This is a genomic window from Pseudomonas sp. KH_017 (assembly GCF_057840285.1).
On sequence record NZ_CM174509.1, the window covers coordinates 2,347,026 to 2,372,505 of the forward strand.

Annotated in this window: 21 protein-coding genes and 1 pseudogene; 10 read left to right on the forward strand and 12 right to left on the reverse strand. The window is 59.0% G+C overall.

Annotated features, from left to right (window positions below; translation table 11 throughout):
* Positions 1 to 126: 126 nt before the first annotated feature.
* The 6 genes from AC3IT6_RS10665 to AC3IT6_RS10690 form a co-directional block, all read right to left on the reverse strand.
* Complete coding sequence (locus AC3IT6_RS10665) at positions 127 to 1,320, reverse strand: Fic family protein (protein ID WP_489355332.1); 1,194 nt, start codon at positions 1,318 to 1,320, stop codon at positions 127 to 129.
* Between the two features lie 318 nt (positions 1,321 to 1,638).
* On the reverse strand, positions 1,639 to 1,809 hold the full coding sequence (locus tag AC3IT6_RS10670; RefSeq protein ID WP_489356700.1) for a hypothetical protein: 171 nt from the start codon (positions 1,807 to 1,809) through the stop codon (positions 1,639 to 1,641).
* On the reverse strand, positions 1,809 to 1,943 hold the full coding sequence (locus tag AC3IT6_RS10675) for a hypothetical protein (protein WP_489355333.1): 135 nt from the start codon (positions 1,941 to 1,943) through the stop codon (positions 1,809 to 1,811). The genes AC3IT6_RS10670 and AC3IT6_RS10675 overlap by 1 nt, the downstream gene beginning before the upstream one ends.
* Positions 1,944 to 2,189: 246 nt before the next feature.
* Entirely contained in the window at positions 2,190 to 4,226 is a 2,037-nt protein-coding gene (locus AC3IT6_RS10680; RefSeq protein ID WP_489355335.1) for an LTA synthase family protein, read from the reverse strand.
* Positions 4,227 to 4,258: 32 nt separating this feature from the next.
* Positions 4,259 to 4,876, reverse strand: a complete 618-nt coding sequence (locus tag AC3IT6_RS10685) for a hypothetical protein (protein ID WP_489355337.1) — start codon at positions 4,874 to 4,876, stop codon at positions 4,259 to 4,261.
* Complete coding sequence (locus tag AC3IT6_RS10690; protein ID WP_489355339.1) at positions 4,873 to 6,168, reverse strand: sialidase family protein; 1,296 nt, start codon at positions 6,166 to 6,168, stop codon at positions 4,873 to 4,875. The genes AC3IT6_RS10685 and AC3IT6_RS10690 overlap by 4 nt, the downstream gene beginning before the upstream one ends.
* 252 nt (positions 6,169 to 6,420) lie before the next feature.
* On the opposite strand from AC3IT6_RS10690, the gene AC3IT6_RS10695 reads away from it, so the two are divergent.
* Positions 6,421 to 7,323, forward strand: a complete 903-nt coding sequence (locus tag AC3IT6_RS10695) for a universal stress protein (RefSeq protein ID WP_489355341.1) — start codon at positions 6,421 to 6,423, stop codon at positions 7,321 to 7,323.
* A gap of 35 nt (positions 7,324 to 7,358) precedes the next feature.
* On the opposite strand, the pseudogene AC3IT6_RS10700 reads toward AC3IT6_RS10695, so the two are convergent.
* Both AC3IT6_RS10700 and AC3IT6_RS10705 read right to left on the reverse strand, forming a co-directional pair.
* Positions 7,359 to 7,678, reverse strand: a pseudogene (locus AC3IT6_RS10700) (hypothetical protein).
* 15 nt (positions 7,679 to 7,693) lie between these two features.
* A complete protein-coding gene (locus tag AC3IT6_RS10705) occupies positions 7,694 to 8,998 on the reverse strand; it encodes an MFS transporter (RefSeq protein WP_489355343.1) in 1,305 nt (434 codons plus the stop codon).
* 285 nt (positions 8,999 to 9,283) lie between these two features.
* On the opposite strand from AC3IT6_RS10705, the gene AC3IT6_RS10710 reads away from it, so the two are divergent.
* On the forward strand, positions 9,284 to 12,121 hold the full coding sequence (locus AC3IT6_RS10710) for an AMP-binding protein (protein ID WP_489355345.1): 2,838 nt from the start codon (positions 9,284 to 9,286) through the stop codon (positions 12,119 to 12,121).
* A gap of 264 nt (positions 12,122 to 12,385) precedes the next feature.
* On the opposite strand, the gene AC3IT6_RS10715 is transcribed toward AC3IT6_RS10710, so the two are convergent.
* A complete protein-coding gene (locus AC3IT6_RS10715; protein ID WP_489355347.1) occupies positions 12,386 to 12,724 on the reverse strand; it encodes a hypothetical protein in 339 nt (112 codons plus the stop codon).
* Positions 12,725 to 13,094: 370 nt separating this feature from the next.
* Here AC3IT6_RS10715 and AC3IT6_RS10720 point away from each other — a divergent pair, with 370 nt between their 5' ends.
* Together AC3IT6_RS10720 and AC3IT6_RS10725 are read left to right on the forward strand one after the other, a co-directional pair.
* Positions 13,095 to 14,864, forward strand: coding sequence for an S-type pyocin domain-containing protein (locus AC3IT6_RS10720; RefSeq protein WP_489355349.1), 1,770 nt, complete (start codon positions 13,095 to 13,097; stop codon positions 14,862 to 14,864).
* Positions 14,864 to 15,136, forward strand: a complete 273-nt coding sequence (locus AC3IT6_RS10725) for a hypothetical protein (protein WP_102670468.1) — start codon at positions 14,864 to 14,866, stop codon at positions 15,134 to 15,136. The genes AC3IT6_RS10720 and AC3IT6_RS10725 overlap by 1 nt, the downstream gene beginning before the upstream one ends.
* A 256-nt stretch (positions 15,137 to 15,392) precedes the next feature.
* Here the strand turns inward: AC3IT6_RS10725 and AC3IT6_RS10730 are convergent, their stop codons facing one another.
* Positions 15,393 to 15,665, reverse strand: coding sequence for a hypothetical protein (locus tag AC3IT6_RS10730; RefSeq protein ID WP_489355351.1), 273 nt, complete (start codon positions 15,663 to 15,665; stop codon positions 15,393 to 15,395).
* On the opposite strand from AC3IT6_RS10730, the gene AC3IT6_RS10735 reads away from it, so the two are divergent.
* From AC3IT6_RS10735 to AC3IT6_RS10750, 4 genes are all read left to right on the forward strand, one after another.
* The gene (locus AC3IT6_RS10735; protein ID WP_489355353.1) at positions 15,652 to 15,957 is read left to right on the forward strand and encodes a hypothetical protein; all 306 of its coding nucleotides are present in this window, start codon (positions 15,652 to 15,654) and stop codon (positions 15,955 to 15,957) included. The genes AC3IT6_RS10730 and AC3IT6_RS10735 overlap by 14 nt on opposite strands.
* 148 nt (positions 15,958 to 16,105) lie before the next feature.
* Positions 16,106 to 17,464, forward strand: a complete 1,359-nt coding sequence (locus AC3IT6_RS10740) for an MATE family efflux transporter (protein ID WP_489355355.1) — start codon at positions 16,106 to 16,108, stop codon at positions 17,462 to 17,464.
* A gap of 208 nt (positions 17,465 to 17,672) precedes the next feature.
* Entirely contained in the window at positions 17,673 to 18,344 is a 672-nt protein-coding gene (locus tag AC3IT6_RS10745; RefSeq protein ID WP_489355357.1) for a phosphoribosyltransferase, read from the forward strand.
* Between the two features lie 136 nt (positions 18,345 to 18,480).
* Entirely contained in the window at positions 18,481 to 19,050 is a 570-nt protein-coding gene (locus AC3IT6_RS10750; protein ID WP_489355359.1) for a YceI family protein, read from the forward strand.
* Positions 19,051 to 19,271: 221 nt separating this feature from the next.
* On the opposite strand, the gene AC3IT6_RS10755 is transcribed toward AC3IT6_RS10750, so the two are convergent.
* Positions 19,272 to 22,661, reverse strand: a complete 3,390-nt coding sequence (locus tag AC3IT6_RS10755) for an Ig-like domain-containing protein (protein WP_489355361.1) — start codon at positions 22,659 to 22,661, stop codon at positions 19,272 to 19,274.
* 496 nt (positions 22,662 to 23,157) lie between these two features.
* Here AC3IT6_RS10755 and AC3IT6_RS10760 point away from each other — a divergent pair, with 496 nt between their 5' ends.
* Positions 23,158 to 23,880 carry a GNAT family N-acetyltransferase gene (locus AC3IT6_RS10760; protein WP_489355364.1) on the forward strand — a complete coding sequence of 241 codons (723 nt, stop codon included), beginning with the start codon at positions 23,158 to 23,160 and terminating at the stop codon, positions 23,878 to 23,880.
* Positions 23,881 to 24,034: 154 nt separating this feature from the next.
* Here the strand turns inward: AC3IT6_RS10760 and AC3IT6_RS10765 are convergent, their stop codons facing one another.
* Complete coding sequence (locus AC3IT6_RS10765) at positions 24,035 to 24,475, reverse strand: hotdog fold domain-containing protein (protein ID WP_458371089.1); 441 nt, start codon at positions 24,473 to 24,475, stop codon at positions 24,035 to 24,037.
* Positions 24,476 to 24,640: 165 nt separating this feature from the next.
* Here AC3IT6_RS10765 and AC3IT6_RS10770 point away from each other — a divergent pair, with 165 nt between their 5' ends.
* Positions 24,641 to 25,261 (forward strand): TetR/AcrR family transcriptional regulator, encoded by a 621-nt coding sequence (locus AC3IT6_RS10770; protein ID WP_489355366.1) that lies wholly within the window; start codon positions 24,641 to 24,643, stop codon positions 25,259 to 25,261.
* Positions 25,262 to 25,480 lie beyond the last annotated feature (219 nt).

Consider the following 25,480-nt stretch of genomic DNA (forward strand, 5'->3'; position numbering starts at 1 on the left):
TTCGTGTCCTTGGTTTGCATCTATAGATTCAAATGTAGATTTATTGAGTCTGTAGAGCAATGTTGGTGCGACGGGTGGGCCTGGCGTGCCAATGCAATAGGGCAGCGATCTTGCTGAGGCTATGTGTTACTGAAACCGTCGATGCAGGTCTGGAAAAACATCCTGGGCAAACCAGGCGGGCAGGCCGGGGGTCACGACTCTGGATTTTGGCGTTCGGCTTTCTACCAGGCCGACTTTTACAAGCCTGGATAACTCGTCGATTGCCGGGCGCGGCGTCAGGCCGGTGAACGTCTTGATTTCATTGCGTGGCAAGCTGCCTTGGGTGATTAGCGCGATGATCGCTGGTGCACTTTCCGGGCGGATACCTTGTTGTAGAAGTCTCTCGTTGTAGCGAAACGCGCGTAATACGCGCTCACGCAGTCGGGATGGGTCCACCGCGGCAATCATGTAGTCGACCTGGTCGTGACAGATCTGCAGCATGAACTCAATGAATTCGAAATAGCGTCGCTGGGACAATTGACCCCGTCCGTCCAAATCACCTTCTCGTGCGCGGTCGGCCATGGTCAGGGCGCTGTAGTAATCCTGATGCCGTCGTGCAAGGCCGCGAGACAGTGACCAGAGGGTTGGCTCCAGTCCCAGATGTACCAACTGCAAATGAGTGATCAGGCGCGCAACCCGACCATTGCCGTCGGTAAAGGGGTGAACCCAGGCGAGCCGATGGTGATAGGCAAGCGAAGAAATCAGCTGACGGCGAGGGTCTGTCTGCCGGCCAAACCCTGACTGAAGGTGTCGCAGCATCGACTCGACAGCTGAAGCGTCCGGCGCATCATGATTTCCGACGATCACGTTCTGACCTGTGACCGACCGGAGTATGCCGGGCTGAATTACTGAACCATCTGACAACGTACGTTCTGCGTCACTGGCTCCGCGAAAAAGCCGGTTATGCGCAGCGTTCACGAACTCAGGTGCGAACATGTCGCCCCAGGTAAAGGGGCCTCGCTGACGCAACGTCCGTTCAAACAAGGCTTGCACCGCCATCTGTTCAACCGCCAGGCTTTTGAGCTGTTTGCGATCTTTGACCGGCGTCGTTTGTGCTTTCTGCATATCGGCAGGCTCGGTGTATTGCCCTTCGATCAGGTTCGAGTAGTACGTATTGGTGATTTGCAGGAGGCGGCCGAGTCGTGCGGCGGTTTCAGGCGGTAGTCGCCCGGCTAGAAACTGGGTCTTTCTGGGCAACGCATCCGCAAGGTCAATGATCGATGGGGGCAACGACTCCGGGAGAACCGGGTCCAGCCAGGATTTCGATGTGATTAAGGACATGGCAGTTCGTATCGTCAGAATTGTCTTCACATTTTATTTCACATAGATAATCGTTTAACAAGCCTTATTTTGTTGGGTTTTATGTGTGTTTGTGGGATTTTTTAACTGAGCTACCTTCACATTTTATTTCACAATTTTATTTGAAAAAAAACCAGGACTCTGAAGAGCCAATCGCCAGCGAATACAAATCGAGCGCCTATGAGGCGCTCGTGGTCAATTGCTTCGCTGCGGCGCCCTCAAGTAGCGTCTGCAACTTGCCTGGCCTGCGGGTTACCCGCCGTTTTCCCATTGGGAATAAACGCCGCACCCACGGCTGCATTACTGATGAAACGTCCGCCCCAATGCATCCAGCCGAGTCGCAATCGGCGGCAAGCGCCGACTGCTCAGCGCCAGCGTTTCCACGTCATCCGCCGTGTTCTGCGCAATGCTCTGCGCCGACGGCAAGCGCCCGACAATCTCGAAACAAGCCTGTCGTTCCCCCGGGGTCATTACGACTTCTTCGGCGGATAGTTGCCGCGCAAGTCAGCGGACTTCTTGCCGGTTTTGCCGGGCAGGTTTGGCACGACCGGACGGGATCTGGGCTGGGGGTTGGAGCGGCTTTGGGGTTGCGGTTGTTTGCTCATTGCTCGCCTCCTGAATTTCAGGGTTTCGCGAAGTGCTTTACTGATGAAGTTTAGCTAATTGACTGTGGGCTGTTTCGTTTGGCACTTGGTGAGTGCGTTGTGAGCGATGCCGATCAGGGTCAAATCAACGGCTGCAACTGAGTAAACAAGTGCTCTTGCCTTCAAAATACGTTGGCGGGGAAAAGGCGATGGTGTACCGGCCCGCGTCTATCTGCACCATAGACACGGGCTCGCTGGCGCCAGCAGTTACTCTCGCACGTTCTGATACAGCATCAACCTTGAGGTTTCATGCATGGCGCGGGTCAACTGCACCAGGCGTTTGAACTCTTCAGGGTTTTGCTCCGCCACGTTGTCCAGGGGCGTCTTCGAGGCAAGGTCGTGGAGCGTTGGCGAGCTGCCGTCGTGCTCCATTTGCACCATGTAATGTTGAGTCACGCCGGCAATCAGCGGGAACGTTCCCTCACGCAATACCAGCGGTACCACGCGTTCACCCTCGGGCGCTGGCTGCTGGATGTCACGACCCATGCCGCTGTTGCGGAACTCAAGACCGGCCATGCCCGCCACGGTTGGCAGCAAGTCCACCAGGCCAACCGCCTCCTGGACCTTGCGTGTCCCGAGCAAGCCTGGGGCGTGGATGATCATCGGCACCGCATTGCTTTCCAGGCCCAGTTGCTCATAGGCCGGGGCCAGGAAAGGGATCTGCGCGATACGGGTGTTATGGTCGCCAAACAGCACAAAAATGGTGTTGTCGTAGTAGCCGCCAGCCTTGGCGATTTCCATCAAGCGGCCGATGTTGAAGTCCAGCAGGCGCACGGCGTTGTATTGCTCGACACTGCGCGATCCTGCGGCCTGGACTTCCTCGAGGGTAGGGTGCTTGACCTCGAATCCATCATTGGTCTTGGGAATGGTGAAGGGACGATGGTTGCCGGCGGTCTGTACATACGCAAAGAACGGTTTGTCCTTGGGCAGCGCCTGCAGGAGCTGGTCGGTTTCCTTGAACAGGTCCAGATCGGAAATGCCCCAGACATCCACCACCGGGGATTTCCAGTCCCGCTCTTCGTACAAGCGAACGCCGTCGATGCTTTGCCGAATCAAGGCATTCATATTGGCCCAGCCGGAGTTGCCGCCGATGGTGTAGATCTTCTCGTAGCCGGTGAAGGCATTGACCAGGGAGTTCTGCCGGGTGATCAGCGGGTTACGCGTCGCAGTCTCCTGACGCGTCACGTCAGGGACCCCGCTAATGCTGGCCCATACGGTTTTTGCGGTGCCGGTCACCGGCACATAGAAGTGCTCGAAGAACCAGCTCTGCGTGGCCAGGCGATCGATATTGGGAGTCGGATTGATCGGGTTGCCGTAAGCCCCGACGGCACTGGTGCCCAGGGATTCAAGCATGACGAACATCACGTTCGGCGGTCGTGATCCCGGTACTTTGTAGGGTTGTGGTGCCTGGTGGCGAACAAAATTGAGAGTTTGCGGATCGGGCTGGTCAACGCCCAGGTAGTTGGCCATGACTGAATAGTGCTCGCGCACCTGCGCTTCGTCATAGCGCGACTGGCCGACCTTGAGCGTGTCATAGAGGAATAACACCGGGTTGAGCCCCAGTGCGGCAGTCTGGTTATTGCCCGAGAAGAAGGCATCGCTCCAGCGCAATGGCACCGGGTTTTCCAGGTTCATGTTCTCGACACGGCCCAGGATGCCCAGCAATACCGCAATGACCATCAAAGCACCGCCCCATGTGGCGGAGAGCGGGTGAATCGGTTTGCGAGGGCGGTCCAGCGTCACGCGTTCCAGGCGCACCAGGGCCAGTGTCGTCGACGCTACCGTTGCCAGCCAACCCAGAGAAATCCAGATGACCGGGTAGGTCTGCCAGACCATGTCACGGGATATTTGTGCATCCTCGATGAAGCGCAATACCGTGGCGTTGATCCTCACGCCCAGGTAAGCGTAATGCCCGAAATCGATGATGTAGATCAGCAGCAGGGCACCCAGGGACGCGAAGATATACAGGCGTGCGATCCAGCGCAGCAAGCGGCTTGTGGTGAGGTTCCAGCGAGGAATCCAGGCCAGCAAGGCCAGCGGCAGCATCACCAGGATGGCCAGGCGCAAATCGAAACGGAAACCGATGCCAAGGGTTTCCCGTACGGCCTCGTCGTTGGTCAGGGCATTAGCGTCGAAACCGGAATAGCCGAAAAAGAACATCACCCGTAGCAGGGCAAACAACGCAAACAGAATCGCTGTCGCGCCTAGCCAATAGTGCAAACGTCTCGATTGCAGCCAACCCATCCATGTTCCCCTGTTAAATATGTCGTTGAAACTCAAGCGGATCGGGATACGTAACGCACTGAGCTGAGTCGTTTGTTCAGGTAACCATACGTCCAGCGTGTGAAAAGCATCAGAAGTGCCGCGCAGCAATACAGACCCAGTAGTGGATCAACCAGATAATCCCAATAGTTTTGCGAAGGTTTTATCCCGGCGATGAAGGCCAGGGTCGCACTGGCCAGCATCACGACGGCCAGGCTGTTGCGCAGGTAAAACAGGCCCAGTGTGAGCAGTGCGAAGAAAATCAACATCGGGCGCGGGCTGTATCCAAGCCGATAAGGATCCAGATCGCTCAGACCAAGGGTTGCCGGGTACAGCACCAGGGCCAACAGGGCGAAAATGATCAAAATGCAGGTTTTACCCTGCCGCGCAGGTGGCAGGAAGCCCAGCCGATGTAAACAGCCCCATGCCATGAACACCAGTGACGTGATCGCAAGGTCATCGATGTGGCTGCGCAAATACGTGGCCAGCGACAACCCGTCCAGCGGTATGAAGCCGGCGGCCAGCAAGGCGGCCAGCAGAGCGATACGCCAGTTCCTGTTCAAACCGAAAGACGGCAGCACGAGGAAGATGATCATCGCGAAGCTGATATGGGCTTGCCAAAGGTTAATCATTTGAGTCGCTCGGACAGCCACGCATCGTTGAAAGTAACGTGCTTGATGAAAGTGTTGTTCCAGGAGTAAACCAGGTGATACATGCCGTCCGGGCTGCGGATGAAATATGGATATTCATATTCAAACTCGCAGCCTCGGGGGTTACAGACACGTGTGTCGAGATTGTTCAGGAATTGCGCCTCCAGCGGTTGGCGGAGCGCGCCACTGGAACCGCGGAACTCCTTGCCTATGATTTTCTTGTAGGCCAGGGGTGAAAACGGCTCTCCTTCCGGATCTGGTGATTTGTCCAGGTCACGCAACGAGCGCCAATCGTCCATTTTTTCGTCGGTGCCATAAAGGCTCAGCTTGAAGCGCCCCTCTTGCAGGTCATTGAGCGCTACCAGCAACCCATGCTCGGGGGTTGCGACGGCCGCCAGCGAGGAGTTCGGATTCCATGGCTCGAGCGGATAAGGTTCACTCCAGGTTTGTCCGGCATCTTCAGTGCGGGTTGCCAGAACACGGTGGTGGGTGTTGCCGGCATAACGCAACAAGGCGATGCCGCGCTGCCCATCCAGCGGAACCACCGTGGGTTGCAATGAGTTCTTGCCGTGGCTGATGCGGTATTTGTCGATCACCTCACCGTCTGCGCTCAAGTAGAGGTACTCGGCAAACTTGCCCAGAAACTCGTGGTAGACCGGTAAACCGATGGAGCCATCGGCGTGAAACACCGGTGCGGACCGGACCAGGGTGCTGATGTTCAGAAAGGGGGACGTGATCAGTTGGCGCGGAGCGGACCAATGTTCACCGAAGTCGTCGGAAACCATCACGTTGACTGCACTGCCGGCCCAGCCGCCCATGGACACGGATACGTAGAACAACCACAGACGATTATCCGGTGCCAGTGCAATCACCGGATTGCCCAGCTTGCGAATGTATCTTTGGGTGCCCTGTTGGGTCGAACTCCGAGTCGCCAATACCTGTTCAGCACCCCATTCGCCGGTTTTCGCGTCGAAGCGGGCGGAACGCACCTGCACATCGGCTGCGCCTTCGCGAGAGCCAGCAAACCAGGCTGTCATCAAGCTACCGTCAGGCAAGGCTGTTACGGCCGAGGAGTGCACGAAGTCCACCAGCCCGGACGAGGCGAAACGGCTGGTATAAATGGGCCTGGCCACTTGATCGGTCACAGCCTTCACTGGATTCGTCGCAAAGGACGAATGTGTGGGGGCAGGATTGAGTAACCATGCGGCCGCAAAGAGGCAGGACAGTGCGAGATAAGCACCGATGGCAGGAGTTCTTGGTAGTTTGATGCGCATATTAAAGCTAGGCATCTCATGGCCCGATCTAGGACCATAACCTATCATCTATAGTTGCTGGCCGGGTTTTTAGCAAACGGCGCTTTTGTAAGCAAATGTTTGTACGTTGTTGCCGCTGACCGACAGCTGCTGGAATCCAGGCGTATATTGATAGTGTCGATCCAGATAGTTGAGGCGATAGTAAATCGTCGGTGGTGTGACAGGCGAGAGCGCTGGGGGAGCTGGATATCCCGGAACGTTTGGAGGTGTTACATGAGCCAATATCAACGACTCTTACTGATAGCCGGTCCAGCCATGCGTCACACCCCGGCGTTGGAGCGAGCTGTCGCCATTGCCGAGGCCACTGGCGCTGCGCTGCACATCACAGTGTTTATCGAAGACTCCAACCTCTTGGGCTTGATGAGCGCCGGTGCGCGTTTTCGTGAGGCCTGTCAGCAAGAGAACGAAAAGTGGCTGAAGGATGAGGCCGATCTAATCCGCGGGCGCGGGGTCAAGGTGAGTACCGAAGTGCTTGTTACGCGAACCGCGCTGCAAGAAATACTTCAGCATGTGGCAGAAATGCAGCCGGATCTGGTTATCAAGGACGTGCAGCACGAGTCAGCGCTCAAACGCGTTTTCATTACGCCTCTGGATTGGCATCTGTTACGCGAGTGTCCAGTGGCTGTGCATCTGGTGGGCGAAGTCAGGTGCCCACTTCCGCGAGTGGTAGTGGCGGCAGTCGATCCATCACAACCCGAGACTCAGATCACGGGCATCAACGACCGCATCATCCAGGCGGCGAACGGATTGTCGATGCAATGCAACGCGGAGCTGCATCTGCTGCATGCCTACGATCTATCGCAGACACATATATCCGACGCAGGCGCTGGTGCAGTGACGATGCTGGGCTTCAGCAGCGATGTGCGCAAGTCACTGCAAAAGTCATTTATCGCACTGGCCGACCACTACGGCGTGCCCAATGAGCGACAACACTTCGTTGAAGGGCCGCCTGGCAAAGCGCTGGCCGACTTTGCAGCGCATCACCGGGCCGATGTGATCGTCATGGGAAATGCGCATCGCAAGGGGCTGGGCAAATGGGTGGGCAGTACGACGGAGCATGTTCTATATAAAGTGCCCTGCAACATTTTCGCCGTTACGGGGACAGCGGATCAGTAAATGGATTCGCTGTTAAATGACTCGCAAAGAGCGCCTCAGCGACTGGGGCGGTTTTTTTTGTGGGCGCGTGCCGAGATATCCCGGTAGGTATCGCCATCGGTTGCCGCCAAGAGCTTGCCACCGTCCTTAAGGGTGACCATGAAGGTCACTTCCGTGCTGTGGCCCGCGAGCAGATAGCCGGCAATGGCACCGACCGGCCCCAACAACATCGCGCCCGCAATGCCCAGGCCGATGGCGGCCTTTATATTCTTGTTGGATTCCGTGCTCTGGACCGTTAGATCTTTGAATTCCGAGACGGAAAAACTCTTTTTTCCTGTCGTGGTTTGAAGGTCGTTTTGAGCGTAATGGTACCCAGATGATATTCCCCCTTTCACTTTGCGAGACTCTCGGTATGGCTGATAGCTGCCTGCCGCCCGCGCTTGAGGTCGACGCCGGCCAGGATCAGCAGGCCGACCACGAAATAACTGCCGGTGATCAGCATCGCCAGGCGGTGATCGCCGCCGGACAGCCAACTGGTCAGGCCGTAAGTCATGGGGCCGAGGATTGCCGACAGTTTGACCGCCAGCCCCCAGAAGCCGAAGAACTCCGCCAGGCGCGTCGGCGGCGCCAGCAGTCCGACTATCGCGCGGCCAGCCGATTGGCTGGAGCCCATGCACAGACCGGCGAGGTTGGCCGCCAGCCAGAATAGCTCGGGGCCGCGCGCGACCCAGACCAGACCGACCATACCGAGCCAGCCCACCAGGGTCAGCGCCAGCGTGGCGCGATGGCCGAGGTGATCCTGCAGCCAACCGAACAGCACGGCACCGATGGAGGCCGTGATATTCACTACGAAGATCAGCAGCAGCGTGTCCTGGGTACTGAACCCCATGACCTGATTGGCATAGATGGCAGCCAGGGTGATCACCGCCGAGATACCGGCCTGATAGCAGACGGTGCAGGCAAGGAAGCGCAGCAGGTCACGATAACGGTCGACTTCACGCAGCGTCTGCGCGAAGCGCGCCAGCGCCGCCTGTGGGATAGGCGTGTCGCCGCGCCCGGGCTGCGGCTGGCTGCGTTCGCGCAGGAACAGGAAGGTCGGCACGCTGGCTACAGCGAACAACGCCGCGGTGATCAGCATGCACACCGGCACGAACTGCGCCGCAGTCTGGCCCTGCGCCTGGGCCCAACTGACGAAGGCCAGGCAGGCGCCCAGGCTGACCAGACCGCCGATATAGCCCAACCCCCAGCCCCAACCGGACACCTTGCCCAAGGCATCTGCACGGGCGAGTTGGGGCAGGAAGGCGGCGATCAGGTTCTCGCCGCTGCCGAAGCAGAAGTTGGATAGCACGATGAAAAGGATCGCGATACCGAGCTCCCCCGGTCCGGCCAGCGCGAGTCCAGAGGTGAAGGCGACGCAACCGACCGTGCTGAACAGCAGCAGGCGCTTCTTGCAGGCGAAGGCGTCGGCATAGGCGCCGATCAGCGGCGCGGTCAGGATGATCAGGACATAGGACAGAGCGGTGGCGCTGGTCCAGGCCAGCGTACCCCAGGCTTCGCCCTTGGCGACCACCGCGACGAAGTAGGCATTGAACACGGCGGTGATCACCACCGTCGTGTAGCCGGAGTTGGCGAAATCGAACATCGCCCAGGCCCAGACTTCTCGGCGTGTCACTCCTGGGGCAAGGCTGGCTGGCATGGCGATCTCTCTGTAGGCGCTGGGTCCTTAAGAGCCTAGCCCTAATACCAGTAGGAGCAGCCGGTCGACGCTCGACTGCTCGCGATGGACGTTAACGATAACGCGTGTTTTCTGAATAAACGCGCGGCCCTGGAGTCCATCGCGAGCAATCGAGCGTCGACCGGCTGCTCCTACACATCCTGCGAGCTCTGCAATCGCTGATGGCATTCCCAGTCGCCGCCATAGGCGCATAATGGCAATTGGCAAGGATCTACACACAGAGTGTCCTGTCATGAGGGGCCGCCGATGTCTCGTCCGCCTCCAGAAACCCGTGCCGTTCCCCATTCCGATGGGGACGCGGAAAAATTGCTCGAAATTGTCCAGCGCACCGTGGTCGAGTTGCGCCCGCAGGCGGCAGAAGGTTTGCAAGTCACCTTGCGCAGCGTGCTCGACCGGGACCTGGGCGTAGACAGCCTGGCCCGGGTCGAGTTGTGGTCACGTATCGAGCACGAATTCGGTGTGCGCTTACCGGAAACCCTGTTCGCCTCGGCGGACACCCCCGGCGATGTACTGCGCGTGCTACACCGCAGACAGGGGGCCGAGGCGGTACGCCCGTTGTCCTCCAGCGACGCCAGCGAGGCCCCGACAGCAACGGGGCAGGCTCCTGACTCCGCGCGGACCTTGATCGAGGTGCTGGAATGGCATGTGCACCATCAGCCGCAACATCCCCATGTGCGCCTGCTGGATGAAAGTGAGCAGCCGGAGGACATCAGCTATGGCGCCTTGCACCAGGACGCTCTGGCCGTGGCCGCAGGACTGCAACGCAGTGGCTTGCAGGCGGGTCAGACCGTGGCCCTGATGCTGCCCACCGGGCGCGACTTTCTCCATGGCTTTTTCGGAACTCTGTTGGCCGGCGGTGTGCCGGTGCCCATCTACCCACCGCTGCGCCTGTCGCAGATAGAGGATCATCTGCGCCGCCAGGCTGGCATCCTGCGCAACGCCGAAGTCAAAGTGCTGATTACCGTGACGCAAGCGAAGCTGCTCGCCCGACTGCTCCAACCGCAGGTTCCGAGTCTGACTCGCATTGCCACCGTGGCCGAGTTGACCGGTGAGGGGGGCGAGTGCATCACACCCGCGCGGCAACCGGATGACCTCGCCTTCCTGCAGTACACCTCGGGCAGCACTGGACAGCCCAAGGGCGTTATGGTCAGCCACGCCAGTCTGCTGGCCAATCTGCGCGCCATGGGTGGGGCTCTGAACGTGGGGCCACAGGACGTGTTCGTCAGTTGGTTGCCCATGTACCACGACATGGGCCTGATCGGTGCCTGGCTGGGCAGCCTGTATTACGGCTACAGCCTGGTGCTGATGTCGCCGCTGGCTTTCCTTGCGCGGCCGGCGCGCTGGCTATGGGCCATCGACCGCTTCCGCGGCACGTTGTCGGCGGCGCCCAACTTCGCCTACGAACTGTGCCTGAGCAAACTCGCTGACGGCGACCTCGAGGGTCTGGACCTGAGCAGTTGGCGCGTGGCCTTCAACGGTGCCGAGCCGGTCAGCCCGGATACCTTGCAACGCTTTACCGAACGCTTCGTTCGCTATGGCTTGGCGCCCACCGCGCTGGCGCCGGTCTATGGGTTGGCCGAGGCCACGTTGGGCGTGGCCTTTCCTCCCTTGAACCGAGGGCCGCTGATCGACAGGGTGCAGCGCGAGGCGTTCCAGGCCCGTGGCAATGCGCTGCCCGCCGAAGCGGACGCCAGCGCGACGCTACGCTTCGTCTCCAGCGGCCGGCCGCTGCCGGGCCATCAGATTCGCATCGTCGATGGCCGCGGGGTCGAACTCCCCGAGCGCAGCGAAGGTCACCTGCAATTCAGCGGGCCGTCCACCACCGGTGGCTACTACCGTAACCTCGAAGAGACCCGCCGGGTGCTGCGCGATGGCTGGTTCGACTCGCTCGACTTCGCCTACATGGCCGGCGGTGAGGTCTACCTGACCGGCCGCGCCAAGGACCTGATCATCCGTGCCGGGCGCAACATCTACCCCTATGATGTCGAAGCGGCGGTCGGCAATTTGCCCGGTCTGCGCAAAGGCTGCATCGCGGTGTTCGGCAGTCCTGACCCGGCCACCGGCACCGAGCGCCTGGTGGTGTTGGCAGAAAGCTACGAGAAGGAAGCTGCCGCACGGCAACGCCTGCAGCAGGAGGTCAACCGCATTGTGGTCGACCTCACCGGTGTGCCACCCGACGATATCGTTCTGGCGCCACCGCATAGCGTACTGAAGACTTCCAGTGGCAAGATTCGCCGTGCTGCCAGCCGTGAACTGTATGAGCGCGGCGAAGTGGATCGGCCGCACCTCGCCGTGTGGCGCCAGCTACTGCGCCTGGTGCTGCAGGCTGTACGTGGGCAGTTCGGTCGCAGTTGGCGGACCTGCAGCGCTGCGCTGTATGCCGCTTACATCTGGCTGCTGTTCTGGCTGGTCACACCGCTGACCTGGCTGGGCGTCGCGATCCTGCCGCGCCAGCGTTGGTGCCGCAGCTTTACCCGCGCGGCCGCACGGCTGTTCGTGCGCCTGGCGGGGGTGCCGTTCAGCGTCACGGGGCTGGAGCGCCTGCCTGAGTCAGGGGTGAGCGTGCTGGCCGTAAACCATGCCAGCTACCTCGATGGCGTCATTCTCTGCGCAGCCTTGCCGCCGCAGTTCAGCTTCGTTGCCAAGCGCGAACTGGCTGACCAGTGGATTGCCGGCCTGTTCCTGCGCAAGCTCGGCGCCCGCTTCGTCGAACGCTTCGACCTGCAGCGCAGCGCCGCAGACACCGAGCCCCTGGCCGAGGCGCTACAGACTGGCCAGCCGCTGGTGTTCTTCCCCGAGGGGACCTTTACCCGAGAGCCAGGCTTGCGCACCTTCCACATGGGCGCCTTCGTGCTCGCCGCGCGTGTCGGCGTGCCGCTGCTGCCGGTCGCAATCCGCGGCACGCGCAGGGTGCTGCGCGACGGACAGTGGTTCCCGCGCCACGGTGCAATCCACGTCAATGTCTGCCCCCCGCTGTCGGCGCAGGGACCGGGTTGGATAGAGGCAATCAAGTTGCGGGATGCAACGATAGCGGTGCTGCTGGAGCACCTGGATGAATCTGAACGGGCCGAGCTCGCAGGTTAGGCGATGACTTCGCCGGTGTCGGCTTTCCAAAGCTGTTTAAAGAGTGGGCAAGCGTCAAAAGCTAAACTGGATTCTTATCCTTTATCGAACAAGGCTGATATCGACATCTGCTGTGAGTGACCGCTTCTGGCCGTTCTCTGCCGGTCATGACAGGCTGTTTCTGGCCGATTTTTGCCTGCCCCGAAGCGCTGAAAACGATCCAAAGCCATCATTGGAAGTGCTTGGTGTTGCGACTCTGGCATACGCCAAGCCGGCATCATTCCCTCACCACAACCGTGCCTCTGCCTCGTCATATTTACTGGCGACTTTCAAAAAGGTTTCCGCCCATCCACTACTGAGACTGAGTTCTTGCAGCGGACCTGTTGGCGCAAAAAGTACAGCAAAGTGGGTTCTTGCGGGCAGCACCCCAGCTCTAAGCGAGTTGATCAACCGCTCCAGTTCTGCTTTTGCTTCATCGCTGTCGGCCCAAAAAGACCAGCAGAAATCATTCTCAGGAAGCGATATCAATTCGAGAGATGCCTCCAGCACATGGATGAGGAGCTCAAGAGGGGTGTTGTGTTGAGTTGATCCACGGACTAACTGCTTTGTACGGTTCATCTCCATAAGGCATCCATGCGTCAAACCGACGAAAAAAAGATGAAGCCTGGCGCGCTTCGCCAGGATCGGGCCTCAGAACAAGTAAACCACTTTTCTCGTCAGAAAAAAAACGGGCACCTTTGATGCCCGCTTTCCTTTACTCAGAAGCCTGCGCCCGTAACCGCCGCCCAATCACATCTATCAAGTCACAACCATCGTGCAACGGAATGGCCAACTGTGAGGATTTTGCTGGAAGCCGCAGAGGTTGTTTAGGCCTAATGCTATTTTTCGCGCGATGCATGCAGTAAATATTGAAGTATTGAAATTGCTACGTTGTTGCGGCATAACTTTTGTTCTGTCTATTTTATGGAATTAATATTGTTGCATGGAGTGCTATATGCAAAATCCAATTACACATTATTCACCTTTAATGACGCCTGGGTCTCGACAGGTTCAAGCTACAGAAGCCCAAGTTTTTCCTTCAAGCTTCGATAGTATTTTGTTTTGGGATGGGACTGTCCCGGCAGTTACTACGCCCCATAGTATTGAGAGTACCAAAAACCCCAGTAACGCATACCAAAAGTTGGAGGCGATAGGGCTTTCGGTGCACGATCAGATAACGAGTGTTTTTTCTGGTGCTACACCGAATGTTCGAGATTATCTAGAAAAACGCATAGTCGCAGCCATTGACGGGCAGGAGTTCAATGCATTGGAAGCTGCCTTAAAAAAGAAAGCGATCATCGTAGAGCTTCTGCAAAGGGCCAGAATCCATAGAAGTTGGCACGATGCACTACTATATAATGGTTTAGACGCATTGTCGCTAGACAGGAAAATGAGTGCCGCTGTATTTGCATCGAATGCGGATGCAGAAGACGATATGGCAGTGCGACAAAGCTTTTATGAAGAATACCTATTATCGCTAACTGCCGCCTACGTGAAACGAATCCTGGTCGAAGCCATCCCCATTCTGGAGGACGCTTCCACAACTGCAGACACTGAAATCCATCGCGCCCTGGCAAGGGGCGAAGTTGCTTACACCTATAGGTTACCCATTGGTAATGGTGCAGAGGCAGGAACTGTGGCGGGTGCCATTGCCATCCATGTCGCCGATGGTTGGACCTTCAGGGCAGTGATCCATGAAGGCATTCAGTTGTTGGCAGGTTTGGGGGAAGCACTTATCAGTCGGGCCACTGCTGTTGGGATCGGGGCCTTGTTCTATTCACCTGCTCTTGCTAACGGCGAACGCTTTCCTCAAACAGTTCTCACACTGTCCGGTAGCACTTTTTTACCAGAGCTGCCGTCAAACCTGAATGAAATCGCCGCTACCGAAGGAACCATTGACCTTCCTTATCGGATTTTTGGCGACCTTAACCAATACACACTTGTTGCAACCCCGGCTGGAGGGAGTGTCTCGGCAGAAGTGCCAGTGCGAGCATTGGCATTCGATCCAACGACCAGCAGCTACAGTTTCACGTCAAACGATACACCGCCCAATATCCTCAGTTTTCCCATTATTCACTTGGGAAACGGATCGACAACTTCGCCCGCCCGACCTGCGCAAGTACCGACTTACACTGGAGTTACGCTGTCGCCATTGCTTGTGCAGCCTGAAACCTTACCCGCGTTCGAATTGCCTGATTTCAGGGATTGCATTTACTGCTTTCCGATTGAAAGCGGTCTGCCGCCAATCTACGTTGTTTTTAATAGTCCTTATGAGGGAGCAACCACCAAGGGAAAATACAGCGGTCGATTTTTCAATCCTGCCAAAGCTGGAGGCCCAATTCTCGATCTCGATTGGACAAGTGCTACCGTGAGCCAAACGGGTATTGACCTGGTCAAATTACATACGGGACGTTTCAGGTCTTCGGATGCCAATGCCATCATGATTGATCGCTTGAAAAAAATTCTGCTGGGTGAATTGGTAATCACAGATGTGGACAAACGCTTCTATACTCATGAAATCAGAGAGCTCGAACATTTCAGAGCATTAGGTGTAGCTGACGGTGTAAACTCGGATGACGGTGTTATTTGGAACAATACTCACGCCGCGACGCTGGAGGACTACAAAGTCAAAGATGCTTTTGAACTGCTCTATACGCCTGATGCTATAGAAGCGGATCGAAAACAAAGTGAACGAGAGTACAAGGAACTTGGAGGGGTAAAATAATGAGCGTCATTGCAACCATCGTACTTAACGAAAAACCTGAAGAGGTAATTCTATTTCTTACCAAAAATGAATTAGGCATCTCCTTTCCTCGGCTTGATGGCCTTTATAATCTGGCTAACTGGGCGCATGTGGAGAACAACATAGGGTTATTGAACCTTGTCCATAAAATGTGTGATGCCGGTTTTATCAAATATAGTGGGGGCGGAGTTGTGAGAGGGCCCAACTGGAGAGAGCCGGCATTCATGCTAGAAGGCAAATATACCTTTGACTGACAGCACCAAGTGCCTGAACGCAGGTGCCAGAGAACGGTGACAGTAGCCATTATTTCGTAGTCGTCCGGTTCCCTTGTCCAGTCGTTTAAATCATCGAAGGTTTCCCAGGTTGAGCCGCTGTCGCAGCGGCTCTTCTCTTTGTTACGGGTATATTGAGTATCTTCGCCTGATTGGTTTTTCGCGGCCTCGAATCAAGCTGACGGGTAACCCCTTTCTGGAGTAGCAATAAAATGGGCGCAAGAGCACCCATTTTCATTTACTCCGCAGCCTGCGCCCGAAACCGTCGCCCAATCACATCCATCAAATCACAACCATCGCGCAATGGAATGACCAGCAGCTTGGAAAAGTCCTCCAGCACCACCGTGTCGCAACCGAGTTCGGATCGGTAGGCAATGTTTTCCAGCACCTGTGTGACTGTCCGAATACGGTAATCCGCCATGGCTTGCAGGACGTCGAGTGGGGCTTGGGTGTCGATGAGCAGGGAGGCCGGAACCAGGTCGATTCCGGTGAGGGGCATGTATCTTTCCATAGAAGAAACTCCGATCAGTGCAAAGGTTGACTGTCCCTCACTCGTCGCCAAACGAATGGGTGACAGCTGTACGCAGGTTGGCGAACCGGGATCGGAAAACCGGCAGACCCGAAGGTCTCCCGCGCACAGCTGCCATAAAGACAGCTTTGCGAAGGTGCAACAGCATCTGCAAAAAAGCACAGTGCTTTTGCATCCGATCGAACAGGTCGCCAAACCTGGTCGCTATTTGGGCGACGGGGCGGACTATAAGCTTCATCAAGGTCATGGGCAAGGTGAGGAATTCCGAGGCTGACGTAAGATCCGCGACGATGAAACTTCAGATCTTTCACATAACGTCACTGGAAATATAAACACAGACCTGAGATGTTCACGGCCCCTTGGATTCAGCCTCCCACGCTATCCTTAATCATCGCTCATGCCGTCGAGATGGACCTTCCCGAATGCAAACCCCCAACCCCCAACGCGCCCTCTGGAAAACCTACCTCCTTTTCCTCGCCCCGATGGTCCTGTCGAACTTCCTGCAATCCATGTCCGGCACGGTCAACAGCATCTACATCGGCCAGATGCTCGGCACCCAGGCGCTGGCGGCGGTGTCGGGGATGTTTCCCATCGTGTTTTTCTTCATCGCCCTGGTGATCGGCCTTGGTGCCGGCGCGGGGGTGTTGATCGGGCAGGCGTGGGGGGCGCGGGAGACGCATCTGGTGAAGGCTATTGCCGGGGCGACGTTGTTGCTGGGGGTGTTGATCGGGTTGGTGGCGGCGGTGGTGGGGAGTGTGTTTGCGCGGTCGGCGTTGGTGGGGTTGGGGACGCCGGCGGATGTGCTGGACGATGCGGTGGCGTATGCCCATGTGATGTTGTGGATCATGCCGTCGCTGTTGGTGTTTGTGTTGTTCACGCAGTTGCTGCGCGGGGTCAGTGATACGTTGTCGCCGTTGCTGGCGCTGGTGGTGTCGACCTGCGTGGGGCTGGCGCTGACGCCGGCGTTGATTCGCGGGTGGTTGGGTTTTGCGCCGATGGGGATTCAGAGTGCGGCGGTTGCCGGGCTGGTGGGTAACCTGGTGGCGATGGGGCTGCTGGCGTGGCGCTTGCTTGGCAAGGGCCATCCGCTGGCGCCGGACCGCGAGTTCTTTGCGGCGATGAAGCTGGACATGGCGATTCTCGGCAAGGTGCTGCGCATCGGTTTGCCCACCGGGTTGCAGATGGTGGTGTTGTCGCTGTCGGAGCTGGTGATTCTGGCGCTGGTGAACCAGCACGGTTCCCAGGCGACGGCGGCGTATGGCGCGGTGACGCAAATCGTCAATTACGTGCAGTTCCCGGCGTTGTCGATTGCGATTACCGCGTCGATCCTCGGAGCGCAGGCGATCGGGGCCGGGCGCATCGAGCGCATGGGGCCGATTTTACGTACGGGGTTGATGATCAACGTGTGCCTGACCGGTGGCTTGGTGGTGCTGGGGTATTTGCTGTCGCACTGGTTACTGGCATCGTTCCTCACCGAAGAAACGACGCGGACCATGGCCCAGCACCTGTTACACATCATGCTGTGGAGCCTGTTGGTGTTCGGCTTCCAGGCGATCATCGGCGGCATCATGCGCGCCAGCGGCACGGTGATGGTGCCGGTGGCGATTTCCATTGTCTGCGTGGTCGGGATTCAGTTGCCGGCGGCGTATCTGCTGGATGCGAAGTTCGGGCTGCAAGGGGTGTGGATGGCGTTTCCGGTGGCGTATCTGGGGATGCTGGCGTTGCAGACGCTGTATTACAAAGTGGTGTGGCAGCATCAGAAGATTGAGCGGTTGGTGTAGTTGGTTTTTTGATTGCCTGTTCGCGATTGTGGTGGTTCAGTGGTGTAGATGTTGACTGTGCTGACGCTTTCGCGGGCAAGTCGGATCGCCGCATCGCCGCTCCCACAGGGACGGTGGTGTTTGTAGTCTTGTGCACACTGAAAATCAGGCACTTCATCAGTGGGAGCAGAACTCACCGACAGGCGCAATCGCCTGGGGAGGTTTTCAGATGAGCCCCTTGTCCCATTCCATCCTGCAAAACCGGCCAGCGGCCGGGCGGCGTTTGATTGAGCCGTTGCTGCCTTACGCCAATCGCCCCGACGTTATCGTTCTGGCCTTGCCCCGTGGCGGCGTGCCGGTGGCTTATGAAGTGGCCACTGCGCTGAAGGTTCGCCTGGATCTGATGCTGGTGCGCAAGCTCGGCGTGCCGTCCCACCCGGAGTACGCCATGGGCGCGATTGCCAGCGGTGGCATCCAGATTCGTAACGAAGAGGCGCTGCGGGTGCATCCGATTGCCAAGGCTGCATTCGACGCCGTGGTCGAACGGGAAAGCCGCGAGCTGCTGCGCCGCGAACAGGTCTACCGCGGCACGCGGCCGGCGGTGCAGCTCAAGGATCAGGTGGTGATCCTGATCGACGACGGCCTGGCCACCGGCGCTTCGATGATGGCGGCGATTAAGGCGCTGCGGGTGCAGGGGCCATCGCGCATCGTGGTGGCGGTGCCGGTGGCGCCGATCGAAACGGTGCAGGCGCTGCGCAGCGAGGTGGATGAGTTGATCTGCCCGCTGATACCCGAGTGGTTCATGTCGATTGGCCATTGGTACATGGATTTTTCCCAGACCTCGGATGCCGAGGTGATCGACCTGTTGCAGCGGGCGTGGCAACGCGGGGAGTGCGGGTAGCGCGGAAGGCCATCGGCAGGTGGTCGCAAATCAGCGGGTGAGGTGGAATAAAAGCCGGTTGTTTGCTTTAGTCATCTGATGCCACCCTATCTGTGCGGCACGCCAACTCAAGACGGGAGCCCTCCCGGAGAGTGCCATGAACCTTCGATCCGCGTGTTGCGTCGCTCTGGCCGGTACCTTTGTGTTCTGCCTGGTGCCGTTTGCTGAAGCCGTGGAATACAAGGATGTGAACGCCAGGGCCAGCACCTTGAGCTTCACCTATGTGCAGATGGGTTCGAAAGCCTTCGGCACCTTTGGCAAGTTCAAGGCCAAACTCGACTTCGACACCGATAACCCCGGCGCCGCCCATGCCGCGCTGACCATCTACCTGAAAAGCATCGACGCCGGCAGCAGCGACGCCAACACCGAGCTGCAAAAACCGGCGTGGTTCGACACCGCGACTTATCCGGTGGCGACCTTCGAGTCGACGTCCATCAAGGCCCTGGGCAATAACCGCTACACCATCACCGGCAAACTTTCCCTGCGGGGGCTTACTCGGGAAGTGAGTGTACCGGTGCTGCTGAAATCTGAGAGCGCCATCGGCATCTTCGAGGGCCAACTGGTGCTCAAGCGTGACGACTTCAAGATCGGCGAGGGCGAGTGGGCGGACAGTGTGGTGTCCAACGAGATCAATATCCGTTTTCGGATGGTGGCGCCGCAGCGGTGAGTGGGGCCGAACGTTAACTTCCGGTCAACGACATTCCTGTTGTGGGAGCGAGCCTGCTCGCGAAGGCGGCGAACCTGTCGTAGAGATGTCGCCTGACACTCCGCTTTCGCGAGCAGGCTCGCTCCCACATTTGATCTTTGGTGAATGCAAAATCTGAGTACGCCGCCCAAAAGAAAAACGCCCGATCCACATTGCATGGACCGGGCGTCGATCAATCCGCTCTAGTTCGCCTTTATCGGCACTGTCACGGTTTTGCCGAAGGCCGATTTGATGGTCGCTGTCGGGCTCGGCGACGGACCACTGCCGGCGGTTGTCACCGCTATGTTCCAGCGCGCGCCTGTAGGCGTAAGCGTCAGGACGGCGGCGCCAAGGTTCACCGTACCGGTCGTGGTGGTGGCAGTCGCCGTGATGGTATTGCCCGCGCCACGCGAGGTGGTGCCGGACAGGACCCAATACCAGCGGCTGTTGCTGCGGGCGGTGACGGTAGCGCTGGTGACGATCAGGCTCTCGTTGATCGCTGCCGAGACCGCCACGGACACCGTCGCCGGTGCCGACTCCGCGTTCCTGGCATCGCTGGCGCTATAGGAAAAGGTCGCGGTGAACGGCGCGGGGACCGTGGCCGGTGGTGTGTAGGTCACGCGCAGACCGTCGGTGCTGACCACGCCCTTGCCGGAGTCCGGTTGCTCCAGGCCCACCACTTTAAGTGGCACGTTACCGTCAGGGTCGCTGTCGTTGGCCAGCACGTTGATGATCACCGGTTGGCCGGTGTTACTGATGGCGCTGTCGGGGTTGGCAATCGGTTTTTGGTTATCGCCGTCCTCTTCACGTCTATCGCCAGTGCGGAAAGTCGGCAGCGCGGCGGAATTGACGTAGGTGACGCCGTCCCAGCCAGGCAGGGGCGTTGGCATCAACTGGAACTGGCCGGGGTGCTCGACATCCCAGCGCAGCAGCATCGAGGTGTCCTCGTGCTGGGTGTTGTGGCAGTGCTCCATGTAGGTCCCGGCGAACTCGCGGAAGCGGATCGCTATGTCCACGTCCACCGAACTGTCGATGCCCTGGCCGATGATATAGACGTCCTTGCGCGCCCATTTTTCCCATTCCGGCGGCGCCTTGCCGTCGCGGTTGAGGACGATGCCTTCTTCGAAGTGCACGTGCACCGGGTGGCTCCAGCCGTTGCCGCCGTTCCTGATTTTCCACACTTCCAGGGTGCCGTCGCCGGAGAACCCGGCAGGGGTCGGGCCGGTGGCCAGTTGCGGAGCGGCGCTGATGATTCGAGGGTCCATCTGGAAGCCGAACCCACCGTCGGACTTGATCGTCCAGGGTTCTTCGTCGGTGCCGTCGGAGCGGCCGAAAGTGAACTCGCGATGCCGCGCCGCCTTGAGCGTGGCCTGCACCGTCGGGTCGTCACGGTTGAGGGTCAGCGCAATCATGGTTTTACCCGCCGCCTTGCCCGGTTTGGCGGGTTCGTAGTCGGCGGGGTTCATGCTCACGTCCTGGCCGGCATAAGGCTGGACCACCAGCTGCATGAACTTGCCCACCGCCGGGTCGCCGGCGTCCCATTCCAGCCCTTTGCTGCCCAGTTTGAGCACCGCCTTGTACGTCCCGGACAGGACATCGGCCAGGCTCAGCGGCAGACTTTCCGGACCCTTGCCGTCGTGGTGCTCCATCAGGTTGACGAAGTACAGCTTGTCGCCGGTGCTGATCCCGTTTTTCGCGAAGTTGACGATGATGTCGAAACGCTCGGCGATGCCCTGGGCGGGCAGGATGGCGTTGTGGTCCTGCACATCGCCGTCGGCATCCAGGTCCATGCTGCCGTCGAACGGCACGGCATGTTCCATGAGATTGCCGTCGTTGGCGATCAAGTGGAACGGCACGCGGGTGTAGGACAGGCCGGAGCCTGTTGGGCCGGGGAATTCGCCACCGGTGCCAACGATTTCACGCACCAGCGCGATCCTGAAGAAACGTGACACCGAGCCATTGAGAATACGGAAACGATAGCTGCGCGCGCGCACATTCAGGCGTGGCTGGTACTGCCAGTTGACCAGGATCTGATCGCCGAGAAAACCATCGGTGTTGAACGGGTTGAACCACAGCTGGCCAGTGGTGTCCCAGGCCTTGTCGGCCACCATCAGGTTGACGTCATAGTCGCGGTTGCCCCAAGGCAATGCCGAACCACTGGGCAGGCGCAGGTTGACGCCGTCTTGCAGCGCTTCGTTGCCACGATCCAGGGCGCTGTAGTAGTTCATCATCACCGCGCTGCCCTTGTAGACGTTCTGCGCGGTGAAATCGAGCATGTGGTCGTGGAACCAGTGGGTGCTCATGGTTTCGCGCCAGTCGCCACGGATCTTGATGGTGCCGTTGTTGCAGGTCTTGAGACCCGGAGTGGCATCGTTGACATACAGGGTTTCGCCCGGGGCGCAGGGGAACGCCGCGCGCGGATCCTGAGCGCTGGTGTTGATGGTGTCATAACCGGCCAACTGGATCGGCCAGCGATAGTCGTAGTACTGCCCCGGAAAGAAAAACGCATTGGCATAGCCGTCGCTTTCGGCCGGGGAGTGGCCGTTGTGTTCGTGGGTGCTGAGGGTGTGCAGACCGAAACCCATGTTGGCCGACGGATCGATCGGCAGGGCGTTGTAGTGCCGCATCAGCACGGGTTGGCCGTACCGCACCATCAGCAGTTTTGGCGGAAAGGTGCCGTCGAAGGTCCAGAGCGCCTTGTGGTTCTGAATCGGCATGTTGGGGTGAAAACGGGTATCGATACCTTTGGTGGTGCCCGCAATGATCGGGTTGTCCGAGGTCTGGTTGTAGAGCCCGCCAGGCCCGAACTCACCGACGGCGTAGTTGTGCAACTGCCGGCGGTCGCGCATGCCGCCGTTGAGCTTGGCGCCCGCTTGAGCGGTCTTGAAGGCGACCTGTGGGTAAAACTCGTTCCAGCGCTGGTGCGACCAGCCTTTTCCTGGCGGACGACCTTCGGCCGGCGAGCCGACCGGATGGCGGTTGAGGAAGGCTTCGATTTGCGCTTTCCACGGGTTGCGGTCCAGCACGTTGGAAAACTGCGACGGAAACGGGTACAGCCCCGGCTGGCGCATGAAGGCTTCCAGCGCCGCGGCCGAAGGACCGCTGCGGGCGATGTTGTTCGGGTCCTGCGTGGGCGCCGGGCCGACGATCGGAACCGGGAAGGTCAGGGGCGGTGCCGGCAGTGTCGGGTCGAGTTTTTCCGTGCCGAATTCTTCGAACAGCAGCAGTTGCTGAGTGTACGGCTGGGCCCCGAACAATGGGCTGGGCTTGCCATTGGTGGGGATTTTGAAGGATGTCTGCAGGGCTGGTGGCAGCACGTTGTCGGTCGTTGGCGTGGTGCGGGTGCCAAACACGCCATTGGGCAGGGCGTAGGCGCCCTGGTTGGCGGGTGGCATGGCCTCTATGGCATCCACCGCGGCCTTGGGGTCGGCCGGCGGGTTGGTAAACGCCGAGGGGTCCGTCGGAGGGGGCGGGCCGAAATCATCCAGCGGTACGGCGTTGACGGTACCGAGGCTGACGTTGATCAGCATCACAGCGGCGATGCCCGGTTTGTTGAAAAAGCCGAGCGATTTGAGGTCTGGCATTTTTATCATGTTGTTCCCCTCGGGGCGCGCCGGTGTGGCTGACGTTCGCCATTCGCTCAGTGCAAGAGGTGCGCCAATCGTGGGGAAAAGTTGGGGGAGACGAAAAGTTGTTTGATATCAAAAGGCTGGCGGTTTGGACTTTAGTCGTAGTGGCGCTGTGGGTGGGAATCCTCAAAGTTGGGGGCCTTCACCCACCCATTCCCCCCCCAGTCACACCACGGACCGGTGTGATGGTGGACACTATCGCGAGCAGGCGAGCTCCCACAGAAGATCGAGGAGTGGGCAAAACCGCAGTCCCCTGTGGGAGCGAGCCTGCTCGCGAAGAGTCCAGTTCATCCAGCACAAAGTGTACCTGACTCACTGTTGTCAGCCTTGAAAACGCAACCAGGCGTCCGCCGGCGATGCGCATGGCCCATCAATGGGGATGTGTGTCCATCACTCTTCGGACCGCTGGTGTCAGGCGCGCTATGATAGGCGGCCCTCGCCCCCGGAGCCTGTCACCGCAATGCCCCTGATCAGCCATTTCAAGACCTCGTGCCCCGAGCACATCAATAGCCAGATCCTGCAGATGGTGGTCGACAACCTGACCGACATCAGCATGGTCGCGATCCCGCCCAGCAACCTGCTGTACAACCTCTATCAATACGCGATCGGCTATGAGGTGCACCTGTATCTGGAGGCGCTGAACGGTGAAAAAGGCATTGCCGTGGAGTTGATCGTCGCCACGGACGAAGACGACCCGCAAAAGGTGACGGGCTTTGTGCTGTACCTGCCGGTACAGGACGACCCGGAGGCCTGCGGTGTGGCGTACATGGCGGTGCAGGCCGAGCATCGGCGCCAGGGCGTGGCCCGGCGGATGCTGCGGGAAATGGTCGGCCGCTATCCCCATGCCGAGCTGACCTGCGCGGTGGCCAAGGTGCCGTATTTCGAGGCAATGGGCTTTGAGGTGGTGGGCGTGCGTGCGACCCAGGTGTTGATGAACACCCGCGACCACGCCACCGATGGCTTGATGGCGCTGCTGGATGTGGCCTCGATTTACAGTTCGCTGGAGGTGCGGCAGATTCACACCTACCTGCTGCAAAAGCATGGCAAGCGGGCCATGACCGACGCGGAAAAACAGCGCGACCGGCATCTGGACCAGTTGACGCGCAAGGCCCAGGAGTTTGTGCGGGGGCGGTTGGGTGACGATGCGGTGCCGGCGTCTGGCCCTCGGTTGCGCCTGGTCTGACCGAACTCTCCTAAACACCACAACTCCCCCTGTGGGAGCGGGCTTGCTCGCGAAGGCGTCGTCTCAGCCAACATTTTTGGCGACTGACACACCGCCTTCGCGAGCAAGCCCGCTCCCACATTGGTCCGCGCTTTACCTGTCCTTTCAATCAGTGTCAGGACAGCTTCACATTCATGGTTATCCGCGCCGTGAACACCTTCTTGCCCTCGGCATCGTGAATGTCCACCGGCACGATCTTGTCGCCTTCGGTGGTCCAATCCACCGCATTCCCCTCGGCCACCGCCGTCACATCGCTCTTGGCCTTGGCCAGGTATTCCACAGTCATGCCTTTGGGGATCCAGCGTGCGCCGGCGGGAATGGAAACGTCGGTCATCATCCCGGCGGCCAGTTCGGCGGCGTTGCACATGGCAATCGCATGCACCGTCCCCAAATGATTGGTGATCTCCCGGGCAAACGGCACGTGCACGGTGGCGCTGCCTTTGCGCAAATCCTTGACCAACGGGTTGATGGTGGAGAAGTAGGGCGCCACCTGGCAGGCCATTTTGCTGAATGCTTCTGGACCGGCGCTGCTGAACATGCTGAGGAACTGACTCATTTTGATGCCTCTCGAGGATGACAGGTTGCAGAATAATATTCCGTAACAGAATAAAGTTCTGTGACGGAACAGTATTCTGTCGAAGGGAAATCTGTCAACCTAGCGCCACTTGTTCGCTGGCAACCGCCAGCTCCCACCGATGACTTTTCCGGACTGTCTTTGCGCATGGAAACCGCCGATCTGCTCGAACGCTGCTACCCCGGACGACGCGCCGAACTCAAGCGCGACATCTTCAGAAAGGCCTTGGGCCTGTTCAACGAACAGGGGATCGAGGCCACCACCATCGAAATGATCCGCGCCGAATGCGATACCAGTGTCGGCGCGATCTATCACCATTTCGGCAACAAGGAAGGCTTGGTGGCGGCGCTGTTTTTTACCGCCCTCGATGATCAGGCCCGCTTGCGCGACAGCTACCTGGCTGAGGCCAAAACCACTCAAGCGGGGGTGCATGCGCTGGTGCACAGCTATGTGGACTGGGTCGATAGCCAGCCGGAGTGGGCGCGTTTCCAGTACCACGCGCGGTTTGCCGTTACCAAGGGGCCGTTCAAGGATGAACTCGCCACCCGCAACAAGACGCGCAACAAGCAGTTGCTGGAGTGGCTGGGGGCACAGGGTAATGAACTGGGGAGTTTGCCGGCGGAGTTGATCCCGTCGCTGATCGTCGGCCAGGCAGACAGTTACTGCCGCGCCTGGTTGTCGGGCCGGGTCAAGGGCAGCCCGAAGGCGTACCGGGACGTGCTGGCGCAGGCGGCGTGGCGGTCGTTGTGCACCGGCGAGCCTCAATGAAAATCCCCCCCTGTGGGAGCGGGCTTGCTCGCGAAAGCGGTGTGTCAGCTAACATTCATGGCGACTGACACGACGCCTTCGCGAGCAAGCCCGCTCCCACAGGGGAATGTGTTGGTTTTCGCAGGTAAAAAAAGAGCCTCAAAGCTCTTGATGGGGAGGAAGTGGAGCCGTGAGGCTCAAGATGCGCATGAAGCAAGCGGTGAGCTTGATAGGGGTTCA